Source organism: Anabaena sp. CCY 9613, from assembly GCF_963920895.1.
Classification (GTDB): domain Bacteria; phylum Cyanobacteriota; class Cyanobacteriia; order Cyanobacteriales; family Nostocaceae; genus Cyanocohniella.
In genome coordinates this window covers 20,315-43,525 of the sequence record NZ_CAWUDE010000004.1, presented here as the reverse complement: position 1 = coordinate 43,525, position 23,211 = coordinate 20,315, and the positions used below count along the sequence as shown (strand labels likewise).

Below are 23,211 nucleotides of genomic sequence, written 5' to 3'. Positions count from 1 at the left end.
TTTGTTTTTTTATCCATATTACCAAGATACAATTATTTAAAATTGGTTGCATATTCTTTCCTGTTAACTACTCCAAAAAATAAAAAGAGAGACGCGAATAAAATAATAAAATCGCGTCTTCGTTGAAAAAAAGAGAATACTTCCTGTTGAATTTTTACTGTTTTGTTGTGATTTTACTCATCAACGACATTAAACTCTCGCATTGTCAGCAAAGCGAATTTTCAGATAGTCTTCTTCCATTTTTGCCCCACCAGGTTGTAACGCTGCCAAAGCTTGCGGTAAGACTAAATTACGCCGATGGTTGCCAATGGTAATATTTAATTCATCACCATTTTTACTCAATTGAATCTGATTTTTAGGAATACCAGGTAAGTAAATTTCTAAACTATATTGGTTTTGCTCTTGCACAACCCTCATAGTGGTTTCTTTGTAATATACCTGGGTGGGGTCTTCATCTTTGTAGAGGGTATCTTTCAGACGTTCTAATGCTGCTAAACCACACATCTCCTCAGAGAACAAGGGAACTTCCTTGACAGGTAAAGGCATAAAGTCATCATGAATTTCCTGGCGATATTGCTGTTGGCTTTCCTTCCAGCGTTGGAAAAAGGGGTCTTGTACTTCGTTAGGAATAATCCGATTAGCAACAACTAAGTCTGTTGCCACATTATACAAACTCAGATAGGCATGGGCCCGGAGAGATTCTTTAATCACCATTTTTTCGGGATTGGTGACGAGGCGCACTGATGTTTGAGTGTTGTCAGTCAGGACTTTTTCTAACGCTTCTATTTGTTCGTAAAACTCGTAAGGCGCGTCCATCACCTCTTTATCTGGTAACGAAAAACCAGCAATTGGTTTAAAAATTGGTTCCACCAGAGGTCTAAGTGCTACCGAGATATTTTGAAATGGCTTGTAAAATCGGCGCATATACCAGCCACCAACTTCTGGTAAACTCAACAGACGTAAGGCTGTACCAGTAGGCGCAGAGTCAATAATTAAAACATCATACTCACCTTCATCGTAGTGACGCTTCATTCTAACCAAGCCAAAAATTTCATCCATGCCTGGTAGAATGGCTAATTCTTCTGCCTGTACCCCTTCTAAGCCTCTGGCTTGTAAAACTTGGGTAATATAACGTTTTACTGCACCCCAGTTTCCTTCTAGTTCTTGCAGTGCATCTAGTTCTGCACCCCACAAATTGGGACGAATTGCCCGCGGCGCATGACCCATTTCTAAGTCAAAACTGTCTGCTAACGAGTGGGCGGGATCTGTACTCAAAACTAATGTGCGGTAGCCTAGTTCCGCACAACGGAGTCCAGTAGCAGCAGCAACGGAGGTTTTGCCTACGCCGCCTTTGCCTGTCATTAAAATTACTCGCATGGATAATTACGTCCCGTCTCAGGATTATTTACATTTATTTACATTATCAACTGTTTAAAGAAAATAAATGCTGTTTTACAAGACTAGGCGTAAACACTACTCTGTTATATCTGGGTCAATTCCCAGCGCCTTTAGTCGATCCTTGAGTATTTTTACTTGTTGTTCTGCAATTGTGGCTCTTTCTTCTGCTGTTGCTACTAACTGCTTATCTGCACTAAAAAACCTTAACTTGGACTCATGTACACCCAAAAACAATTCTAGTTGCTGACTCCACAGCCACCCTTGGGCGTTGGGTTCTAAAGGTTGATACTTACCAGCCACTAAGCTAAATCCTTGAAACTCCAACGTATTGGGGTGAAACCAAAAATATTCTGGTGTCCGGAAAGTTTCTTGATAAAGTTCAAACTTAGTACCCTTATCAACTTTGGCAGTGCTATCAGAAAGCAATTCAATAATCACATTGGGATATTTACCTTGTTCTGCCCATAATACCCAACTTTTGCGGGGACGATTTTCACATCCTAAAACCACAAACAAATCTGGCCCTCTAAAGTCTCTTGTGGTAATCTGCTCTGGGCTGAAATAAATTGTCAAATTTCCACTAGCATAAAAGTCCGTACGGTGACGCCACCACCATTTCAGACAAGCTAGTAGCAGTTCGATTTGTTCCCGATGCAAATCACTTTCCAAAGGAGGCTCATCACTCCACAAATCACTAGGTGGAATGATAATATTTTCTGCTTCTGTCTGTATAGCTTCGGAATTTTTGGCAGCCGTCATACAAGTTACTGGCTTTCGTTGTTAATTTTAGTTTAAAGCAATCAACTAAAGCCTAATTTCCTGGTGCTTTACTCCAGAGGGAAGAAATGCTGTTTGATGACATCTAGCCGCGAACAGTGCCAATAATCGATGTGAGAAATAATCAAATTATCTGAGTTAAGACCCAATTCACTCCAGCCGGCGATGGAAATACGCGGTTTCCAAGGTACGGGGGTATTCCAACTCAGTGTCCATTCAGTTTTTATGGTGTCACCCATACGTTGAATATCATGTACATCCATGCGGGGATTGACAAACCAAGTCTCGATGAAATTAATCATCTGTTGGTAGCGTTTAACACCATGAAATTTATTTAATGGGTCTTGAAAATAAACATCCTCTGCGTAGATGCCGTATGTTTGATTGGCGGGAAATCTTTGATAGTCTGCCTTGAGGATTTCAATAATATCCATATCTGTGAATTGATGTAATATCTAGGCGAAGCGAGAATATTAATTAATTTCTACTTGATTCCATAAGCGTTCTAACTGACGCTGCCAAGCAGTTAACAATTGTTCTCGTGTTTCTGCGGTTTGGTTGATTTCACCCATCAATCCTTCTGCATAAAAACGTTCCAGATTTTGCATCGTTGCTGCAAGAGATTGCCCTTGCTGTTTTGCTGTCTGGATAATTTGGCGAATGCGACCTTCGATCAGGCGATTAAAGACGTTATCTAAACCAGCCTCGTATAAAGATACTAGTCGAGCGATCGCACTAGCAAAATCTGCGCTGACTAGAGTGCTACTGTTATGCTGAAATACTGCCCAAACCACACCGTCATACAAAGCGTAGCGGACTTCTTGAGTGTCATCAAAGTTGGCTTCTAAAAACTGTGCTAAAAACGGTTGGGCTTCTTGTAGAGGCACAATGGGCAATAAGACTCGTAACCAAGTCTGGTCTTCGGAAAGCAGTACCAATAGGCGAAAAGAAGGAGTATCTACTTGCCAAGATTCAGGCGCGATCGCCTTGACTTCTGCTGTGCTAAATAGTTTTGTCAGCGTCCCCGCAATATCTTCAGGTGTCATAGTCTATTTTGAACTTCTAGTATTAGGGTAACGCTTTATAGTTGCTTATCTTAGTGGTCGGACAAATTTCGATTAATGGGGGCAGCCAGGAAACGGAAAATAGAAAAATAATATATGTAATTATTTTTATCGAAACATTTAAGTATTTTATCTAATAAATTAGCTTTTTTATCAATTATTTTCTTGAATTTACATTTTATGAAAATCATCTAAAAGAAAGCGACAGATGAGTATCTTCAATAAGGTCAATGAATACAATATTGAAGTGTTGTATTGCATATTTTAGACCAATACACATCTGTCGCTATCGTTTCTTCAGTTGGGATATATCCTAGTTAGCTATTGCTATTAAAAGCCATTAGTATTCATAACTAAATGACTTAGCTAGGTAGGTAATATGGCCAATGGCATAAGTGGCGACAAATGCCTCAGCTAGCTTAGTTAGAAATGACATATCACTCATACTAGCGTTTCCATATTGACCAGAGCTATCTCCACCTGCAACGAAATCTACATCTTTAAGTTCATTGAGAAAACTTTCAGAATCTTGAAATAAGTCAGAACCAGCAGCGGTTAGTTCATAAACATTGATATTAGACATGGTCAGCTCCTCAATAAAATGTAGCGAATGAATTAACTTGGTTAACAATTAAGTTTTAGCTCGCTTAACTGTTATCTTTAGTTGTATTCAAAAAGTTATAAGAAATCAAGATATTCAACATTTATAATTGGACATATATTAATGACTTGAGTCTGACAATTTTGTCAAATAATTGCGATAAATAAATGTGTAATAAATTACTCCTTGAAATTCCTGATTAACTGCCACATAAAGTAAAGAATCATGGGCAGAAATACGGCAATTTAGGCGACAATCTGCTGCTTTTACCATACCTATAAAGGTTTTCAGGGCAAATTATTAATGAGCGATAAGCCCGGAGGGCATGGCTACGCCTATCGCCTGTTGTGCCATTGCTGCGATCGCTTTATCTGTGGCTTTTGGCAAGTAGTAATATATACCTTGGGCTATCTGCGCCAATTCTTTGGCTAATCCTTGAGAAATAAATTTACTTTCAGTATCAATTACCAATAATTGTATGCCCAAGCCTCGAATCCTGGCCGCAATGTTTAGTAATTCCCCTTTGATATCTGGTTTTTCATCTCCCATTTGTGGTTGACCCAGAGAGCGTGACAATGGAATATTTGCCCGTCCATCGGTAATGGCGACAATCACCACCTGGCCAATATCTTTAGATTGTCTGGCATTTAAACCAATTCTCACAGATTGGGTCAGAGCATGAGCTAAGGGCGTACCTCCACCGCATGGTAATAACTCCAACCGCTTTCGCGCTGCGGTAATCGAGCGTGTGGGTGGTAATAGTACATCGGCTCGTTCACCCCGACAGGGAATTAAGGCTACTTGGTCACGGTGGCGATATGCTTGTGCCAAGAGTTGTAGAGCCGCACCCTTGGCTGATTGCATTCTATTCAGTGCCATTGAGCCTGATGCATCTACCAAGAAAATAATTAATGCGCCAGCTTTACGAGCCAATCGCTTTGTGCGGATATCATCATCCTCGATAATTACCGGGCGACCAGGTTGTTTTTTATGTCTGGCTTTTTGGTGGGGTGCAGCCGCCCGTAATGTAGCATCCACCGCTACCCGTCGAATCGGCCCCTTGGGAAACATGGGTTTGACGTAACGCCCCCTGTCTTGGGAAAAAATCAAACCGCGACCTCCGGCTTTACCGCTTCGGCGCTTAGTTATCTGGGCAAAGTTGAGAATGGCAGGATCGAGAATTACTCCTTGTGAAGTAAAGATAAACTCTTCGGGAATGTCGGGTAATTCTTTGACTTCTTCTGGTGTTTCGCTGTCTGTTGGTTGTTGGTCTTCTGGTGGTGGTTGTTCTTCTGGAAGTTGCGGTGTAGGGGGTGGTGGCATTTCCAAAATAAGCGCCCGTGGGACAATGACTAATTCCACTGCAAGGTGCAAATCTTCGGCATTAACTAATAAACGTTGATTCCATGCAGCAGAAGCCTTGGCAACTCGCAGGGCAAATAATTCACCGCGATGGCCTTCTACGCCACCACGTATGGCTTCGTTCACCAGATAAGCAATTTGTTCTGGTTTGACTTGGACTTTGGGTAGCAATTCCCGTGCTAAGAGAATTTGCAGTTTCAGATCATCTATGTCTGCGGTATGATGCTGAAGAAAAGTTTGGGGAGAATCAGCATAACTCATTGCTTGCTCTACAGCGAAGACGCGATCGCTTAAACTTAACACCTCGTCGGCCGAGAGTGCGATCGCAAATCGATCCAGCAAGTGTTCTCGCAGTACTCCTTCCTCTGGGTTATAAGTGGCAATTAACAAAGGTTTGCAAGGATGTTGAAAACTAATACCTTCCCGCTCAATTTGGTTTTTCCCTTCGGCTAATATTGTCAACAACAAATTGACGGTATGTTCTTCTAATAAGTTAATTTCATCCACATAGAGAATACCCCGGTGGGCTTCTGCTAACAATCCTGGTTGAAATACTGGTTCTCCTTGCTTGATTGACTGGCTCACATCTAAAGAACCGAGTAATCTATCTTCAGTTACACCAAGGGGAACTTGAATAAAGGGTGTGGGGATTACTTTAGTTGGCAATTGGGAGGTATTTTGTGCCCTAGCGATGGTTTCATCATCCCATTCATCAGGTTTTTTCGGATTGCAGTTGCAGCAGGAACCTAAAATTATTTCTATGGGAGGTAGTAAAGTTCTTAATGCTCTGGCCATGACGGATTTGGCTGTACCACGGCGACCAGCAATAATTACTCCCCCTAAACCTGGATCAACTGCTGCTAATAAGAGGGCTAATTTAATTGCTTCTTGACCGACAACTGCTGTTAACGGAAATGTTGGTACGGTAGATGATACCATTTTAGGCTTTGGGCGTTGCTGAATGAGGATTTAAAATCTCACACAAAGACGCAAAGAATAAGAGTTCATCATATTTTTTACCTAAATACAGGGTATTGGAAGTGGCGTAATACCTTCATCCCTTAATTTTAGCTCGGTACTACTAAGAACGATAAAATGAAAACAAATTGACCACAGGCAGTCTTGATGGCAACCCAACTCGGTGAAATTAAATCACTCACTCAACCGGTCATCTCTTGGGAACCATTGCCCGATGATTTTAAATTAGAGGATGAACCAGTGGAAAATACGGGTCAGCCAATTTTGGCTGGGGCTTTGCGTGAAAGCTTGGAAATTAGTGGTTTTATCCAACCGCAAATGTTGATTGCTTCTAATTTTGGTCTTTGTGCGACTGTCAACGGGCAATTTATTGTGAAAGCACCAGACTGGGTTTATGTTCCTGGTGTCAATCCAGTTGTCGGAGAACGCAAAAGCTATACACCCAATTTAGAAGGGGATGTACCTGGGGTGGTGATGGAATTTTTATCGGACACCGAGGGGGAAGAATATTCGGTAAAACGAACTTATCCGCCAGGAAAATGGTTTTTTTACGAGCAGATTTTGCAGGTTCCTATCTATGTAATTTTTGACCCCAATGGCGGTTTGTTGGAATATTATCAACTGGAAAATGGACGCTACGAATTAAAGCAACCAGATGAAAATGGTCGTCATTGGATTGATGCGTTGGGTTTATTTTTGGGAACTTGGCAAGGTACAAAAGAAGCCCGGACTGGTTATTGGTTACGGTGGTGGGATCAGGTGGGAAATTTATTACCCTGGGCTGTGGAACTGATTGAACAAGAACGCCAGCAAAAAGAACAGCTCATTGCTTATTTACAATCTCAGGGGATTGACCCAAATAATTTGCCCATAAACTAACACCAGTGAAAAAGCAGGGGAGCAGGGTATTGTCGTGATTGCCGAAGGTGCCCAAATTGCCGTGGTTTAGTTTTAGCTTGGTTTTCGCTATGTATATAGTTTACCAGAATATAGAACGCCTAACTCATGACTGGAAGTCACGAGTGTGCGGCTTGAAAACATCAAATTGATGTGCGCGTCTCAGTTTTAGGATATATCCAACGCGGTGGTATTCCTTCCGCTTTTGATCGGTTGCTAGCTACGGCTGTTGGTAAGGCGGCTGTGGATTTGTTGGCTACTGGACAATCTTCCCAGATGGTAGCTTGGCAAAATGGACAAGTTGTAGCGGTGCCTTTAGATGCCGTCTTAGCTGACAGTCCATGTTTGGTAAATCCCGAAGTTTCTTGGTGCAAACAGCGCGATCGCTTGGTACTTACAAGGGCATGGAAAAACCCGCTACAGCATGACTATAGCGGGTGATTATTCAATGTTTCACTCTGAGATATTTAGTAATCTAGGAAAACCATTCAACCACAGCGTCTTCTTTGGTGTTGGTATTTCTCGATGGAGTTTCACGGTTAAATTTCATGTGAATTGACCGTGTTTGTTCACCATCAGCCGCAACAGCCAAAATAGGATAGTCGATTAAACCATCTTGGAAGGACATTTGGAAGCGGAATGTACCATCTGGATTCAGTTTAATGGGACGACCACCAATTGTGACGGTAGCATCAGGTTCGGTAGCACCGTAAACAATCAACTCAGCGTCAGCAACTAACCAGAATTGGCGGGGACGCACTGGTACGGCGGAAGCAGAGAAGCCTACACCTGACATACCTACACCAGACATGGTTAAACCAGAAGCGCTGGGAACTGCCCACATACCGACACCGGAGGGGAAAACGTAGGAACTGATGGCTTGTTCAGGAGTTTGCTGCATGGAACCGAACAGAGAACCAGCAACCCGTTGGGCTTCGGCAGATTCGGCCATGCCAAATATTTGGTCGTAGATGGGGTTACTACCGTTGACTCCTGCTGCTGATGTTGGTGCTGCTGCGACTTTTTTGGCAGGAGGAACTAATTCGTAAACGGTCTTATCACGTAAATCTTCTTCAAAGTTGACGGTGACAAAGACATCTTCAATCCAGTCGGATGGATACACAGGAGGAATATGCACTCTCGCAGAACGGGCTAATACTAACCAACGACCATCAGCAGTACGGTAGCCAATGTCAATTACATAATCGCGATCGCTCACGGGAACAGGAATATACCATTCTCTGGCTAGTTCGTCAGCAGGATATTCTTGAATACTGTGGGGGCTTTGATGATCAAGGCTGATGTCGGTCACATCGTAAATCCGCAGTGCTAGTTGCTGTCCCCCTTGTTGTCTGAGTTCGGCTTTGTGTTCGTTGGGTATATCCCAGTAGGTATAAGCCCATTGAGGATCGCGGGGTAAAAGCACAATCCGGCTTTCACCATAACCTGCTGGTAGATCTGCGAGTCCTTCATCCACATCCGCCAGAGATCCACCAGTGCGGTCTTCTTGACCTAATTCAAATTTTGCTGCTTCCACGGTTTCCTGTGCCTCCAGTGAACGAGTTGGGTTAAGTGCCACTTTACTGCGCTGAACTTCTTGAATTGATGCGAGTAATTGAGATTTACGCATCCGGCTATAGCGAGAGATACTATATTCGCTGGCAACTTTACGTAATTGCCTTAATGTCATCTCCTCTAGCGGTGGGCGTTCTTTCGCCATAATTTTGGCCTCCAGTAGTTTGAAAGGTAAACGATTTACCCGGGTTAAAGAATGCTTGATAAAATGTCATCCACCCCAGATGAATTTCTTATTCCTGACTTCTGGTTTTGCCCAGTTTTAAGTTTTTTAGTTTGTTTTTTAAATTACGGAGTACTACCTTTCGTTCCTCAGGGATGCCAAGATTAGCATTTCTTTGGGATCGGAGGAGTCCTTGTTGTTAAGTAAATATTAACCAGTAATCCTTGGTTGGGATCAAGGGGTCTGCGGGTGCTTTTTTCCCTACTCTACGAATTTATCAGCCGTTGCGGGATCATAATGTCATGAAACCCTAACATTGTAAGTTATGGTAGTCCAAACAACTAAAATCATGTCATGGCTTGATGACAATTAGGGTAGAGATCAGCCAAAAACCGCAATCCATAAAGGAAGCAGCAGCAGTAACAAAAGTATGGAGAGGATGATACTGCTAGCAACTAAATCGCGGTCAAGGTTGTATTCTTCTGCCAAAATTAGCCCAGCAAAGCCTGTAGGCATTCCCGACATCAAGACCATAGCCAAACGGCGATCGCCTGATAAACCCAACAACAAAGTGGTGAGTAAGCCTACACATAAAGGCATGATCACAACCTTGAGAACAGCAGGGATCACAGCCAGTCGAAAATTTTGCCATCCCTGGAGTTGACCTACGCGAATACCAGTTAATAAGAAGGCACAGGCAATAACAACGTTAATTGACCCTTGGAGTCCTGATTCCATAACCGTCGGCAGTGGTATATGCCGAGTCAGAATGCCAATAATAAAAGCCCATAAAGGAGGTACAGTTAGCAGATCCCGCAGTTGCATCCACCAACGATTGGCAGATTTTGCATGACTAAAGTAGCTGGCAATTAACACGCCTAAACCATAGGGCCCCACAAAGCTGTGGGTGATACTGTAAAGTAGTGCCCAATTAAGTGCATCCGGTTGAATTAAATAAGGGGCGATCGCTAACCCCACAAAACCCGTATTTCCCAACACAGCCGCCAGCACAAAACTTCCCTGAGTGCGAGCATCCCAGCAATGATTAGCACCCGAATCTGGCTGCAACTTAGATGACAAGACTTTTTGCCATCCCCACAAAGTTAGCAATGCCACCAATAAACCAATTAGCAGCGCCCCAACTGTAATCACTGATGCTAGCAAAGGCAAACTTCCCGCACCACTCAATTCCTGCTGTTGAGTTTTGCGTGCTAATGCCAAGAGTTCCAGCGGTATACCTACCCAGTAAAGACCACGACCTAACAAATGTGGTAACCACTGAGGTAACAATCTAAATAATAATAGCCCCAGACTCGTCCACAGAATCAGGGGTATATAAGCATGAATTAGAGTTTCTGCCATCAACAACGATCCGAATTGAACACTAATTACGAATTACTAAAAATTCATGCTTATTTGATTAATCACTGACATATTCTGGATGCGCCAAACATCTGCTTGTCGAATAAAGGAATATCGTACACGTAAAGTTTCATCCGTAATATTATTAATCTGACCTCTTTCGTAAAACTGTGTGACTTCCCTGACTCTAGCTACTGCTACTACTGATTGATCTGGGTTTTGGTTGACATATTCGACATTCACCGTGTGGTTATACGTCCGATAGCGGTTTTGTGACCTCTCTTGTTGGGCAATTAGCCGCCACTGAGCTAAAGTCGCACCTGTTAAAATGTCTTGTAGGCTACCAATGTCATGACTTGGGCCTAAAGCTGAGGCTTTAGTAGATAACCAAGTTTGAATGACCTTCTGTGCCATCTCCTCTGTCAAAGAACCCTCTGAAGGTAGCAACTTGCTGTTTGGCTCAGGAATAGCCAAGGGTGGTTCATTTAGCTGCACCGCTAGCTGTTCACCCTGCAACACAGGTGTAGGGTCAAGGATATTTCTCACCCATCCAAATGTCGTGGAAACGATTAGCCAAAAAACTAATATACCTGCCAAAGAAGCAAATACAGTCCAAACAAGTCGGGTTTTTCCTTCTAAAGTATGAGCAAAATTTGCTCGTGGCCCAGAAGCACCCCTACTGTTAGCTGGGTTTGCCTTGCGCCGCCGCCGCTTTTTGACTTTACGCGGGGGAGTAGCATTAGCGGTGCCATTTAAATTGTGATTGGTGGGCCTAGCTGTGTCTACAGTCCGCGAAAATGAAGGTACATTTGTTTCTGGGTTCGCACCGTTGACAACATTACCTAGTGGTATATTTCGGTTAGTTGAGGCAAAGTTTGGCTGTTGGGGTCTTTTGTTGTTGAGTGTTTCTGGTAAATCCGGGTTTAGTTTTCTTTCTTGAGGAAATTTTGGATCAACAACTGGGGAATGATTACTTGGGCGGGGAGGTTGCGAAAAAGACCGCCCGTTGATCACAGCCCAATCATTTGTCGTTTCTGCCTCTGTAGGTAAGGCTTCTAAATAAGCTTGCACCTGTGGGGTAGCAAAATAATCTTTGAGCGAGGCTGGTTGCTGGGCTAAATCACGGAAATGCGGAAAAACTTCGTTTTGTAACCACTGTTCTGCATATAAACATAACCCCGGTAACAAGTCTGGAGAATCTAAGGATCTCTCCCGAATAAAAGCTAGGGCTTCGTATTCCTGACTAAGTTCTAAAACACGAGTGGCTTCTTCGGTTTGTCCTAGTAGCAGCGCACATAGGGATTGTTCTAAATGCACATCTTGACGCTTTCCTAGACCCATCAGCATCTGCTTGGCCTGACGAATTAAAGCAGGTTGACGTTGAGTGAATCCCCGTGCCAAAGAAGCATAAACCGCCAAGTAGTTAGCAACAGCAGACGGACGTTTACTTTCCGCTTCAAATAACTTGTGCTGTTCGGCGACTGTTAAATGGTGGCGTAGTTGCTGGATAAATCGCAGAAAATCATCTATGTTTAAACCTGAGTAATCATTACCAGTGCCATCGATGCCGCCGCGATCGCTTAAAATATTATGCAAGAAAGCCAAGCCTTGCCGTCGTTCCGCAGCTTTTTCTTCCGGCAGTGCTAGTAATTCTAAAATCCGATATGGTCGCAACTTATATAAGTCAGCCTGCATTTCTGCTTGCACACTGGCAAATAGTCCTTCCCGTGACAGCAGTTCTTGTCCCGTTTCTAAGGAAATAGCCGCATTTTCATAGTGGCCTTGCTGCCATTGCTCTCGACCCAATTCTAGACAAGCCAGCGCCACAGTCAGCACAATATCTGGGTACTCCGAACTTTCGCTCAATTCGTCACTTACCAGATGATTACCCACTTTGGCAGCTGCCACACTGCTTTGATTGGTCAGGTAATTATGACCTAATTTGAGTACGAGTTCATATTCTCCTAATTCTTGCAGAATTAATAAAGCACCAACTAATTCCTGTTGAGAAATGTCAATGCTGAGACTTTGAGTATCAGGATCGCCCTTGTTGCTTTCTGTGTGGTTTCCCACTGCAACAGTAGCATTAGCATTGCCGTCAGGGCCATAGGCATGGGCAAGATAAAGCTCATTGTAACTGCTACGTTCTTTAGGATTTGATAAAACCACGTAAGCTTCTTCTATAAGTTGTTTACGAGAAGAAATTGCTGCTTGAGAATACTCTCGTCGCGGCAATTGTACAATGCGATCGCTGTATGACTGCCGCAACTGTTCATCACTTGCCGCTAACGGTAGTCCTAAAATTCGGTAGTAATCTAGCGGAATTCGCACAGTCTACTTCCCCTGCACCGTGATCAACATAATTCACCTAGAGCATTCCAGGCCTGTAAAACCGTGCCACAATAATACGGTGAATAATACCGTGTTGGACTTACACTATAAGTTTATATTGCAACAATTGATTTTGTTCCTTCCGCAAATTTGAGTCATATTCTAGTGCTAGCATTTGGCATTTGCCTAGAAAGCCCCGATACTTTGTGTTAATTCTTAGTATTGTTGCCTGTAAAAACTTATAGTTGTCAAGAGCCAGTGAATTTCCCTAACTATACAGTTAGAGAAGCTATCCTGGATAGGATAGAATTTAAGATAAAGAAATAGAACCATATCATAAATATAAATAAATAACAAGTATCTAACTATACAAAAATAATCATTGTCCATTTTTCCCAAATTGTTCATGGATATGCAGAAACCAAGCTATCCTGATTGATAGCCTATGAACAGGGGTAGGGAACGAGAAAACTCAGGGGGCGTCTGCTGCCGTTAGGATGAGATCCTCGCAGAGCGTGGGTTGAAAAATGCCAAATTCACCCATTTTTCTGATAATTGCCGACAAACCGTTGAGGCGCATAATTTTTGGTTGTTAACTCCAGCAGACCCAGCTTGCGAAAAGCAGATATTGTCTGAGAGCAACTTATTTGAGATGGTAAATTTCAGTTTTACAATAGGGATACTAAAAAAGAATGGTTCAAGAACGCACGTTACCTACATTTAATGCTGCCACTACTCAGATAACCAAAGAAGAAGGGTTGCGGTTGTATGAAGACATGGTATTAGGGCGCTTATTTGAAGACAAGTGCGCTGAAATGTACTATAGGGGCAAAATGTTTGGTTTTGTCCACTTATACAACGGACAAGAAGCCGTTTCCACAGGCGTAATTCAAGCGATGCGACCGGGTGAAGACTTTGTTTCCAGCACCTACCGCGACCACGTTCATGCTTTGAGTGCAGGCGTCCCAGCCAGAGAAGTCATGGCAGAGTTATTTGGCAAAGCCACAGGTTGCAGCAAAGGGCGCGGTGGTTCCATGCACATGTTTTCTGCCGAGCATGGTTTACTGGGTGGTTATGCTTTCGTGGCCGAAGGAATCCCTGTAGCAGCCGGAGCCGCTTTCCAAAGCAAATACCGCCGAGAAGTCTTGAAAGACCAAAACGCCGACCAAGTAACAGCTTGTTTCTTTGGTGATGGTGCGGCTAACAACGGGCAATTTTTTGAAACTTTGAACATGGCGGCCCTCTGGAAACTGCCAATTATTTTCGTAGTAGAAAATAATAAATGGGCAATTGGCATGTCTCACGAACGGGCCACGTCCCAGCCAGAAATTTATAAAAAAGCCAGTGTATTTAACATGGTGGGCGTAGAAGTAGATGGTATGGATGTACTGGCAGTCCGAGCCGTCGCTCAAGAAGCCGTAGCCCGTGCCCGTGCAGGAGAAGGCCCCACCTTAATCGAAGCCCTTACCTACCGCTTCCGGGGTCACTCCTTGGCAGATCCCGATGAAATGCGGAGCAAAGCCGAGAAAGAATTTTGGTTTTCCCGCGACCCCATTAAAAAGCTAACGGCTTATCTAATTGAGCAAAACCTAGCAAACGAGGCAGAACTCAAAGCTATTGATCGTAAAATTCAAGAAGTAATCGATGAAGCTGTGAAGTTCGCCGAAAGTAGCCCCGAACCAGACCCCAGCGAGTTATATCGCTTTATATTTGCGGAAGACGAGTAGTTTGGAGACTAGGGACTGGATGGATGGTCATTTCCCCTACTCCCTAGCCTCTAGCCTCTAGCCCCTAGCCTCTACATAGGACTAAAACTTGTGTTTACCATTGCCCTGCAACAGCAACAATACAAAACTTACATCCTTTCAGATGAAAGTGCTGGCTCTCAAGTCGAAGTAGTACCAGAAAGAGGGGGTATCATCACCCGTTGGCGCATTCAGGGGCAAGAAATTTTCTACCTGGATGCTGAACGTTTTACTCATCCTGATTTGAGCGTCAGGGGTGGAAATCCGATTTTATTTCCTATCTGTGGTAACTTGCCGGATAATGCTTACTCCCACAATGGGCAGCAATACACCTTAAAACAACATGGTTTCGCCCGTGACCTACCTTGGGAAGTATCTGAACAACAAACTCAAGGGAAAGCTAGCTTGACTCTGGTACTCAATAGCAACGAGCAAACGCAGGCGGTTTATCCCTTTGATTTTCAACTAGTTTTCACTTACGAATTGCAAGGTAATACTTTATCAATTCGGCAGCAGTACAAAAATTTGTCATCTACATCTTTGCCATTTTCGGCGGGTTTTCATCCTTACTTTCTCACGGGTGGTGATAAAACTCAGCTAGAGTTTCACATTCCCTCCCAGCAGTATCAAGACCAGAAAACCAAGGAAATTCATGCGTTTGATGGTAACTTTGATTTCAACCGGGATGAAATTGATGTTGCCTTTGGCGATTTAACTAGTCAATCTGCCACAGTCACAGATAGTAGCCGTAAATTAAAACTGACCTTGGATTACGACCCCATCTATTCCAAGTTGGTATTTTGGACTCTCAAAGGCAAAGACTTCTACTGTCTAGAACCGTGGACTGCTCCTCGTAATGCCTTAAATACATCTGAAAACCTAACTGTATTGGAACCAGGCAACGAATTGCTGACAACTTTCCGCCTCACAGCAAATTTTTTCTAACCCCCTTTACAAATCCCTAACTATTCATGCTATAATTGCAAAGTTGCAGAAAAAGCAAAAGGGTCGCTAACTCAACGGTAGAGTACTCGGCTTTTAACCGATTAGTTCCGGGTTCGAATCCCGGGCGACCCATATAGAAAAACAAAAAGTCTGATTTATAGGTCACTAAGAGTAGCTAGGGATTTGTTTATGTTTGACAGATAGCGGTCACCATTCCCTTATAATCAGGCTTAAAGGCGTAAAGTTTTTCAACATAAACACCCGTCACTAGTTATAATTTCCTATAAGTTGAAAAAAGTCTTAAGATTAGCGTAATAGTTACGCTTCTCTCACACCGACTAGCTGAAAATACATTTAGGAGGACTATCTATGGCGCTCGTACCAATGCGGCTGCTTCTGGATCACGCGGCTGAAAACGGTTACGGCATTCCAGCTTTTAACGTTAACAACTTGGAGCAGATTCAGGCAATTCTGAAGGCGGCAGCAGAGACAGATAGCCCCGTAATTTTACAAGCTTCTCGTGGCGCTCGTGCTTATGCAGGCGAAAATTTTCTACGCCATCTGATTTTGGCAGCAGTAGAAACCTATCCTCATATCCCCATTGTCATGCACCAAGATCATGGTAATGCGCCTTCTACTTGCTACTCAGCAATTAAAAATGGCTTTACCAGTGTGATGATGGATGGTTCGCTGGAAGCTGATGCTAAGACTCCTGCTAGCTATGAGTACAACGTTAATGTTACCCGCGAAGTGGTAAACGTAGCTCATTCTTTGGGTGTCAGCGTTGAAGGTGAACTTGGTTGTTTGGGTTCTCTGGAAACTGGTGCTGGTGAAGCTGAAGATGGTCACGGATTTGAAGGTACTTTGGATCGTGAGCAGCTGCTGACTGACCCTGACCAAGCAGTAGATTTTGTAGAACAAACCCAAGTAGATGCTCTGGCTGTTGCTATCGGTACTAGCCACGGTGCTTACAAGTTTACCCGCAAACCAACCGGGGAAATTTTGGCTATCAGCCGCATCGAAGAAATTAACCGCCGTCTGCCTAACACCCACTTGGTAATGCACGGTTCTTCTTCTGTGCCAGAAGATTTACTGGCACTAATTAACCAGTATGGTGGAGCAATCCCCGAAACCTACGGTGTACCTGTAGAAGAAATTCAAAAAGGCATCAAGTGTGGTGTGCGTAAGGTTAACATTGACACCGATAACCGTCTAGCTATCACCGCCGCCGTTCGTGAAGCTTTGGCAGCAAATCCCAAGGAATTTGACCCCCGTCACTTCCTCAAGCCTTCTATTAAATACATGCAGAAGGTCTGTGCTGACCGCTATGAGCAATTTGGCACTGCCGGCAATGCTAGCAAGATCAAGCAAATTTCTCTGGAAGATTTTGCTGCTAAGTATGCTAAGGGTGAACTCAAAGTTGTGACCAAGGCATCTGCTAAAGTTTAATTTTGTCAAAAAATAAATAGGAGCATGAGATGATTACTCGGTTCCTTAAAGAATAAAGTTTTGATGTTGGTATAGATAAACCGGGCGACGTAGAAGTTTCCCGGTTTTTTGTTGGTCTATATTAGTAATTAGTCATATTTCCTGCGGAAATTCTGCACTTACTGCACAGTTATGCCAGCAAAGGCTTTACGTAATAGAGCCTACGGCACGCTTCCGCGAACGCCATTTGTAATTTGTAATTATTAATCAATAGGGTAGTCAAATACACTAAATATTCGCTATATTCCCGTAAGTATTCATTGGTAAAGTTTTCATGAAAAGAAACTGGAAAAAGCTGAAGATAGTTGCAAGTTTCTTTTGCGCGATCGCCTTGACACAATTGTTGGGGGCAAAAACCCCTGTACAAGCTGCCCAAAAGGTTGTCGTGCGTTTCGGCCCATTTGCAGAAACTCTCTCACTGGCTGAATTACAACAGGCTGCGGAAACTGGTGAATTTCCTCAAGGGTTGGAACTTTATACCGGGGGATTATCTCAAGAACAACGTCGCTTTTTTGTGGGAGCGCTAAGAATGAGAGTGCCGATTAATATTGTTACTCTCAGTAGTTTACTCAATACTCAAATTGGCACAACTATTCTCAGTAATATTTCTGAAGCTTTAGTCCGCAAAGATCAAGCTGGTGTCCAAGCACTGAGAGCTGCATTAGTATTAGGTGCTACTGAACCACAAGGGCTTTCTCTACTCAATTTTATTGCTGCTTATCCTAGTCAACGCCTGGAAATTGATTTGTTCAAGGCTGTTCAAGTTGCAGGACGTTTAAACACATCTTTTTGGCGTACTCAACAATTTATGCTGGGGATTTCGCCCTTACTCGATTCCAGAACCCCACAGGTGGCGATAGAATTTGACCCCACCCAACCGGGAATAGGCCAAGTACAAGTACTCAACTTCAACTGGAATGACCAAAAGCGGAGTCGAGAAATTCCTGTTGATGTCTACTGGTCAACAGCAAGCAATTCCGAAAAACCTGTAATTGTCTTTAGTCACGGCTTGGGGTCAGTTCGCCATGAATTGCGTTACCTCGCCAATCATCTAGCATCCCACGGTTATGTGGTTGCAGCCTTAGAACATCCCGGTAGTAATGAAACAAATACTAACTTAGCCGCACAAGGTAAAACCAGGGTTGTCCAGCCTCAGGAATTTTTGCAGCGTCCCCAAGATGTGAGTTTTGTTCTCGATGAACTCGAAAGGCTTAACCAAACAGCTAATAACCCATTACAAGGGAAACTGGCGACTAATAACGCGATGATTGTTGGTTATTCTTTTGGTGGCGGTACAGCTTTAGCCACGGCTGGCGCCCAATTGCAACTAGAACACCTCAAACAACGCTGTCAAGGTAACTTAGCTGGGTTCAGTTTAGGGGAAACTATCCAATGTGTCGCTCAAGAATTGCCAGAAAATAGCTATCGACTACGAGATGAAAGAATCAAACAGGCGATCGCTCTCAATCCTACCAGTTCGCTCATCTTTGGTAACACTGGTTTAACTCAAGTAGCAGTACCAACCCTAGTTTTGGCGAGTTCCGCAGATAAAACTACCCCAGCGTTAACTGAACAAATTGTGGGATTTAATCAAATACCATCTCCCAAATGGCTGGCCGGTGTGGTGGGCGGTACTCATCTAAGTGTGAAAGACCCTAGTACCACTATGGATCAGGTAGGACGACCAAATACACCTTTTAGTGGTGGTGAAGTTGTGGGTGAACAAGCAGCAGATGTCCGGAAATTTGTGAAAGCTATATCTTTGGCGATGGCTGCACAACTGACTTCAGAAGCTGAGAAATATGCTGTCTTTCTGACATCAGATTATGCTCAGATAGCTTCGACTCCAGCATTTCCATTACGTTTGGTGATGGAGATTCCACCTGATGCTTTGTCAATGTTGAAAGAATTGGACGCTCACTAAGGGACTTCCAAAGGGGGACTAGGGGAAAACAATTCGCCTTGAGTACAAATAATCATTGATTTTCTGGAGTTCCCCTGTTCTCAATTTCCCTTGTGAATGCATAAGCATTTTTTATGAAGGGTATTGATTCTTTTGTATCAATTTATGTTGACTACTATGAATAATATTGTTACAGTTGTTTACATAAATTAACAAGATAAATAAATAACCATTAATTTTGATTTCTTGTACAGTTAGCGAAAAAAACTGATTTCGGTATTGGTACCTCCCATCAACATTTGGACTTCTCCTAATCGCCTCGGTGTTATAACTGAGGTTTTTTGTTGCTCAAAAATATCATGTGACTTTACTTTGAAGCGATCGCTCATATCCTAGTGTAATTAGCATCTTGACTATAATGTTTGCCAGGGATCTGACTTGTCGGCACTGGGGCGATCGCCTGAGCAGTCAATACTAGTTGATTTTTGATGGTGACGGCATTAGTTACCATTTTCCATTGTTTGACTATTTTTGCTCCGATGATCTATCCTAGAGTCAGAATAAAAAGACAAAGATAGCTCTAATAGCCATATATTTTGCTAGCTAGTTGGTTATTGTTGCTGGTATGTACAGCGGTTTAGGACTACTAGCAGCAAAAAACAGCTTGGGTGAAAAGCTAGTCAATAATTAGGCAAGTATAATTTATCACCGCTGTTCAGCCGCTTAACTCACCAGATTTGAGGTTAGGCAAAAGTTTGTATTTATTTGCAAATTTAGTTTTGGAATAAATAACCTTTGGGATTAGCTATCACTAAATTGTCCCCAGGTTTGCCGTTTCATCTATTTAGGGATCTAATTAATTTTGTTGAATTTAAATTACTGCATCCCCTTATCTGGATGTCAACGACAAAGGTTACAAACTTGCATTTGCTTGCATTTGTCATATTCTTGTACATTTTTACCTTGAATAAAGTACCATGAATGATTGTGATTTTATATTAAATATCTGCATTCTATCGATAGCTTATCTATCTAGTATTTACTTTTGGATAGCTTTTTCTCAACACTCCAATGAGTGACTGAACACTGGCATATTGATTGCCAGTTATTGCCCATTTTTACTAGACTTTAGAGAGCAGGTGACCAAAAATACATCTGTCAGAGTAGCCAGTGTAAAATCTTATGAAAAGTTTAGCTAAATACATAATGGCATTATTAATCTCAGAATGTTAGTTTTTTTACCAGAAGTGCTTACAACTAGAGATATACAAATTGGCTTACTGGGATTCATCGCTGGATTTTTAGTTTTTGTCTTTATTCGTTTATTTTATACATGGATAAATTTACTCTTGAAAAAGCTCCAGGTTTTACCAATTAGTGATATTTACCAAAACGTAATTAAGTCTAATAATTCCTTAGTTATGTCCGTATTGGTAATTTCTTGTATTGAGTTAATTTCATTTTTTCTACCTAGCAATAAATGGTCTAACTCATTAGAGATTATTATTAGTTTAACTTTAGCCATTACTGGGAGTTGGTTAGCATCTAGATTATTTAAAAACTTTTTTGATTTTTATTTATTAAATGTTGCTTTTCAAACAGGACAAAAAATCAGCAGTGAGTTATTAATTCTTTTTAAATGGATAGCTAATATTATTATTATTTTTGCAGCTATTCTGATCTATGCCCAAACCCATAAAATTAATCTTTTAGGATTGCTAGCTAGTTTAGGAATCGGCGGATTAGCCGTAGCTTTTGCTGCTCAAAAAACTTTAGAACAAGTTTTGGGTGGGATAGTTCTCTATCTTGATCGTCCCTTCGTAATTGATGATTATATTGGTCTACCCGATGGTACTTTCGGGAGAGTCGAATCTATCGGATTGAGATCGACGCGTATCCGGACATCTGGTAAAGGAACTTTAGTGATAGTCCCTAATAGTTCTCTAACTCAACTCAATATTGAAAACTTTACCGGTGCGAAGAAAGTCATGTCTATTCTTTATTTAATTTTCTATAGATCTATCAGTAGCGAAGAAAAAGCGTTAATTCGCCAGGTAATCTTAGAAAGTACAAATGGTATTTTTGGCATTGACTCGCGTAATACGGATGTAACTTTTCAAAATTCCAGCACTTCGGTAGATCCAGATAAAACCCAAGCGCAAGTTTCTTTCTTTATTTTGGGTTCTGGAGATGTTTCAATGGAATTACGTCGTCAACTTCTAGATTTAGCCACTCAAAGTATTACTCAATATTTGAAAGAATATGGTATTGCATTTGAGATAGAAGAACCAACAATATATGTTGATTCACCGATTACAATTTAGCCAGAATGACCAACATTTCACAGATTATTCTAGAATTCTTCCAGCAGGACACCACAAGATTAGCTCTATTTAGATTTGGCATATTTCTAATTTTTATTCTACTGTCTTTACTAGTTGGACGATATACACCTACATTTGTACGAATTGTAATTCGACGTTTTGCACCACAACAGGTTGCCAGTATTTATAATAATTTAATTGAACCTATCAGAAACTTATTTAGAATCACTGGTACTTTAATTCTTATTTCATTATCTTTAGCCTGGATTATTGAATACCAATATATTTATAGATTTATTTCACCCATTGTAGACTTAGCTGTTATTACTAGTCTCGCTTGGCTAGCCTCTCGCCTATTTCGTCAATTTATTCGATTTTATGGCATTGAACTAGTAGGTAGATTAGGACGAGAAGTAGATGAACTGCTTTTAGTATTTGAAACTTTAGCGAATGTAATTATTGGCTTTATTGCCGTTCTTGCTTTTGCCCAAAGTCAACAATTTAATTTAGTGGGTTTATTAACTGGTTTGGGAATCGGTGGATTAGCTGTGGCGTTTGCTGCTCAAAAAACACTAGAACAGTTAATAGGAACAATTGTGTTGTATTTAGATAGACCCTTTATTCCTGGAGAATACATTCGTTTACAAAAATCTCCACAAATCCCAGAAGGTTTATTCGGACGAGTTGAATCAATTGGCATCCGTTCCAGTAAAATTCGTACTGCGGCTAAGAGTACGTTGTTCATTATTCCTAATTCAATATTGGCAAACTTAGAAATTGAAAATATTACTCGAGGTAAAAAAGTTATGGTTCTACTCTACCTCGATTTTTTTAAAGTACTGCAAGACCAAGAAAAAGCTTTAGTTCAGCAGGTAATTATCGAGAGTACTAACTCCCTTTTCGGTATAGATCCAGGAAGTACCAGTATTACTTTTTTAAATCAAAATGCTGCAATACAAACAACTCGAACAAGAGTCACGTTCTTTATTTTGGGTTCTAATGATAACTCTTTACAATTACGTAAACGTTTATTGGAGTTAGCAAATGAAAAAATTTCTAAAAAACTATTTTCTTCGGGAATTGAGTTTAAAATGCAAGAACCAACCATTTATGTAGACTCACCAGTCACGCTTTGAGAATTGAGGTGGAATTTTCATTTGCTAGTGATTCTTCCTTTCTCCCACGCAGCAATGTGAGATGCTAATAGGATAGTGTATCTAGGTTCATCAGCTAACCTTTGTAGAGCTGCTGCTATGGGGATTTCTGTATCTTGTGAAGTAAAAAGAGTGACAATTTTTTCTAATGCCACAGTTTTTCCAGGAAAGCATTGGAAGCTAGTAACTAAACTGGGGCTACCAGAAGTACTCTGTACCCATACAGGCAAAGTTTCGTCGCCATCTACCACCAATTTAGCTGCCATACCGAGTTGAATGCCAGAGTGAATAGTTTGACTCTGTAGCCAGATAATCTGTTCTATACCACCTTGATTTAAAGTTCGCCAATGTTGCTCTGCAATTTTTGGGTTAGGATCGAATCCCACTTCAACTGTGACATCACCTGTAAAATTTATAGATGTAATTTGACAACGGATTGCCAAAACATGTTGATCGGCCAAACTAGCAAACCGTTCAAAGTAGAAATCCAGGGTATGACCTGCTGGACTACGCCACTGCACACAACGACTAACTAAACCCAAACGCAGATCAAGTTGACGTTCATATTTGATAATTTCACCACTGTCCATACTAAAACGTTCACCTGCAACTGTCACCACTAAAGGCAGCCAATTGGGACAGTTCACAAGTTTAGTATGGGGTATTTTTTCATCATAAACACCATCAATCATTGTCACTGGCCAATCCTGGGGATAACCTTCCTCGAAAGTTCCCCGTGTGCCTAAATAACCATTGCCAAGGGTGAAGACAGTTTCTTGATAATGTAGCTCTGTGGGATTAAACTCTCTTTCAATCACCTGGAAAACGGTACTATTAACTATTGACTGATTGTGTGGAGAATTGTCCACAGATACATCAAGCATGGTAAATAAACCTATATCTGGAAACAGAATATAATTCAATCAATCTGATTTAAATAACTAATCTAATTACTGCCTCCATTGCTGAGACTTGAATGTAGTTTTTACAGACAGAGTTGAGTTTTTTGTTATTCAGGAAGTTTTTGAATTCATCCTTCTCTAGTTAGGTTCCATATATAACTCATGTGGGAACGCATAAATGCAAAAATCGATACAAATTTATATATTTATACATGTAGAATTAGAGACTTGCAATTTCTTGT

General features: G+C 41.7%; 17 protein-coding genes, 1 tRNA gene and 2 pseudogenes. 9 read left to right on the top strand and 11 right to left on the bottom strand.

Annotated elements, in window-relative coordinates; all coding sequences use genetic code 11:
• Positions 1-189: 189 nt before the first annotated feature.
• The 6 genes from ACM0OT_RS05765 to bchD form a co-directional block, all read right to left on the bottom strand.
• Positions 190-1,377: a TRC40/GET3/ArsA family transport-energizing ATPase gene (locus ACM0OT_RS05765; protein WP_414563456.1), complete on the bottom strand. Its 1,188-nt coding sequence runs from the start codon at positions 1,375-1,377 to the stop codon at positions 190-192.
• A 96-nt stretch (positions 1,378-1,473) separates the two neighbouring features.
• Positions 1,474-2,157, bottom strand: coding sequence for a Uma2 family endonuclease (locus ACM0OT_RS05760; RefSeq protein ID WP_414563455.1), 684 nt, complete (start codon positions 2,155-2,157; stop codon positions 1,474-1,476).
• A gap of 68 nt (positions 2,158-2,225) precedes the next feature.
• Positions 2,226-2,609 (bottom strand): DUF2358 domain-containing protein, encoded by a 384-nt coding sequence (locus ACM0OT_RS05755; protein ID WP_414563454.1) that lies wholly within the window; start codon positions 2,607-2,609, stop codon positions 2,226-2,228.
• A gap of 39 nt (positions 2,610-2,648) precedes the next feature.
• Positions 2,649-3,221: a hypothetical protein gene (locus tag ACM0OT_RS05750; RefSeq protein ID WP_414563453.1), complete on the bottom strand. Its 573-nt coding sequence runs from the start codon at positions 3,219-3,221 to the stop codon at positions 2,649-2,651.
• 358 nt (positions 3,222-3,579) lie between these two features.
• Positions 3,580-3,822 (bottom strand): hypothetical protein, encoded by a 243-nt coding sequence (locus ACM0OT_RS05745; RefSeq protein ID WP_414563452.1) that lies wholly within the window; start codon positions 3,820-3,822, stop codon positions 3,580-3,582.
• Positions 3,823-4,140: 318 nt separating this feature from the next.
• On the bottom strand, positions 4,141-6,141 hold the full coding sequence (gene bchD, locus ACM0OT_RS05740) for a magnesium chelatase ATPase subunit D (protein ID WP_414563451.1): 2,001 nt from the start codon (positions 6,139-6,141) through the stop codon (positions 4,141-4,143).
• Between the two features lie 186 nt (positions 6,142-6,327).
• Here bchD and ACM0OT_RS05735 point away from each other — a divergent pair, with 186 nt between their 5' ends.
• Both ACM0OT_RS05735 and ACM0OT_RS05730 read left to right on the top strand, forming a co-directional pair.
• Positions 6,328-7,059, top strand: coding sequence for a Uma2 family endonuclease (locus ACM0OT_RS05735; RefSeq protein ID WP_414563450.1), 732 nt, complete (start codon positions 6,328-6,330; stop codon positions 7,057-7,059).
• A 156-nt stretch (positions 7,060-7,215) separates the two neighbouring features.
• A pseudogene (locus ACM0OT_RS05730) lies at positions 7,216-7,505 on the top strand (6-phosphofructokinase); the annotation flags it as partial.
• Between the two features lie 47 nt (positions 7,506-7,552).
• Here the strand turns inward: ACM0OT_RS05730 and ACM0OT_RS05725 are convergent.
• The 3 genes from ACM0OT_RS05725 to ACM0OT_RS05715 form a co-directional block, all read right to left on the bottom strand.
• Entirely contained in the window at positions 7,553-8,797 is a 1,245-nt protein-coding gene (locus ACM0OT_RS05725; protein WP_414563449.1) for a DUF4912 domain-containing protein, read from the bottom strand.
• A gap of 399 nt (positions 8,798-9,196) precedes the next feature.
• Entirely contained in the window at positions 9,197-10,177 is a 981-nt protein-coding gene (locus ACM0OT_RS05720; protein ID WP_414563448.1) for an AEC family transporter, read from the bottom strand.
• Positions 10,178-10,213: 36 nt separating this feature from the next.
• The gene (locus ACM0OT_RS05715) at positions 10,214-12,508 is read right to left on the bottom strand and encodes an IMS domain-containing protein (protein WP_414563447.1); all 2,295 of its coding nucleotides are present in this window, start codon (positions 12,506-12,508) and stop codon (positions 10,214-10,216) included.
• Positions 12,509-13,200: 692 nt separating this feature from the next.
• On the opposite strand from ACM0OT_RS05715, the gene pdhA reads away from it, so the two are divergent.
• The 5 genes from pdhA to ACM0OT_RS05690 all read left to right on the top strand — a co-directional run bounded on the left by pdhA (position 13,201) and on the right by ACM0OT_RS05690 (position 18,610).
• Complete coding sequence (gene pdhA, locus ACM0OT_RS05710) at positions 13,201-14,235, top strand: pyruvate dehydrogenase (acetyl-transferring) E1 component subunit alpha (protein WP_414563446.1); 1,035 nt, start codon at positions 13,201-13,203, stop codon at positions 14,233-14,235.
• 90 nt (positions 14,236-14,325) lie between these two features.
• The gene (locus tag ACM0OT_RS05705; protein WP_414563445.1) at positions 14,326-15,198 is read left to right on the top strand and encodes an aldose epimerase; all 873 of its coding nucleotides are present in this window, start codon (positions 14,326-14,328) and stop codon (positions 15,196-15,198) included.
• A gap of 60 nt (positions 15,199-15,258) precedes the next feature.
• Positions 15,259-15,330, top strand: a tRNA-Lys gene (locus ACM0OT_RS05700).
• A 237-nt stretch (positions 15,331-15,567) separates the two neighbouring features.
• Positions 15,568-16,647 carry a class II fructose-bisphosphate aldolase gene (fba, locus tag ACM0OT_RS05695; protein WP_414541558.1) on the top strand — a complete coding sequence of 360 codons (1,080 nt, stop codon included), beginning with the start codon at positions 15,568-15,570 and terminating at the stop codon, positions 16,645-16,647.
• Between the two features lie 313 nt (positions 16,648-16,960).
• Positions 16,961-18,610, top strand: a complete 1,650-nt coding sequence (locus ACM0OT_RS05690; protein WP_414563444.1) for an alpha/beta hydrolase — start codon at positions 16,961-16,963, stop codon at positions 18,608-18,610.
• A 364-nt stretch (positions 18,611-18,974) separates the two neighbouring features.
• Here ACM0OT_RS05690 and ACM0OT_RS05685 read toward each other — a convergent pair whose 3' ends face one another.
• The gene (locus tag ACM0OT_RS05685; RefSeq protein ID WP_414563443.1) at positions 18,975-19,100 is read right to left on the bottom strand and encodes a hypothetical protein; all 126 of its coding nucleotides are present in this window, start codon (positions 19,098-19,100) and stop codon (positions 18,975-18,977) included.
• A 715-nt stretch (positions 19,101-19,815) separates the two neighbouring features.
• Between ACM0OT_RS05685 and ACM0OT_RS05680 the strand changes: the two genes are divergently transcribed.
• Together ACM0OT_RS05680 and ACM0OT_RS05675 are read left to right on the top strand one after the other, a co-directional pair.
• Positions 19,816-20,913 (top strand): mechanosensitive ion channel family protein, encoded by a 1,098-nt coding sequence (locus tag ACM0OT_RS05680; protein ID WP_414563442.1) that lies wholly within the window; start codon positions 19,816-19,818, stop codon positions 20,911-20,913.
• A 5-nt stretch (positions 20,914-20,918) separates the two neighbouring features.
• Positions 20,919-22,049, top strand: coding sequence for a mechanosensitive ion channel family protein (locus ACM0OT_RS05675; RefSeq protein ID WP_414563441.1), 1,131 nt, complete (start codon positions 20,919-20,921; stop codon positions 22,047-22,049).
• Positions 22,050-22,087: 38 nt separating this feature from the next.
• Here ACM0OT_RS05675 and ACM0OT_RS05670 read toward each other — a convergent pair.
• Positions 22,088-22,951: pseudogene (locus ACM0OT_RS05670) on the bottom strand (glycoside hydrolase family 65 protein); the annotation flags it as partial.
• Positions 22,952-23,211 lie beyond the last annotated feature (260 nt).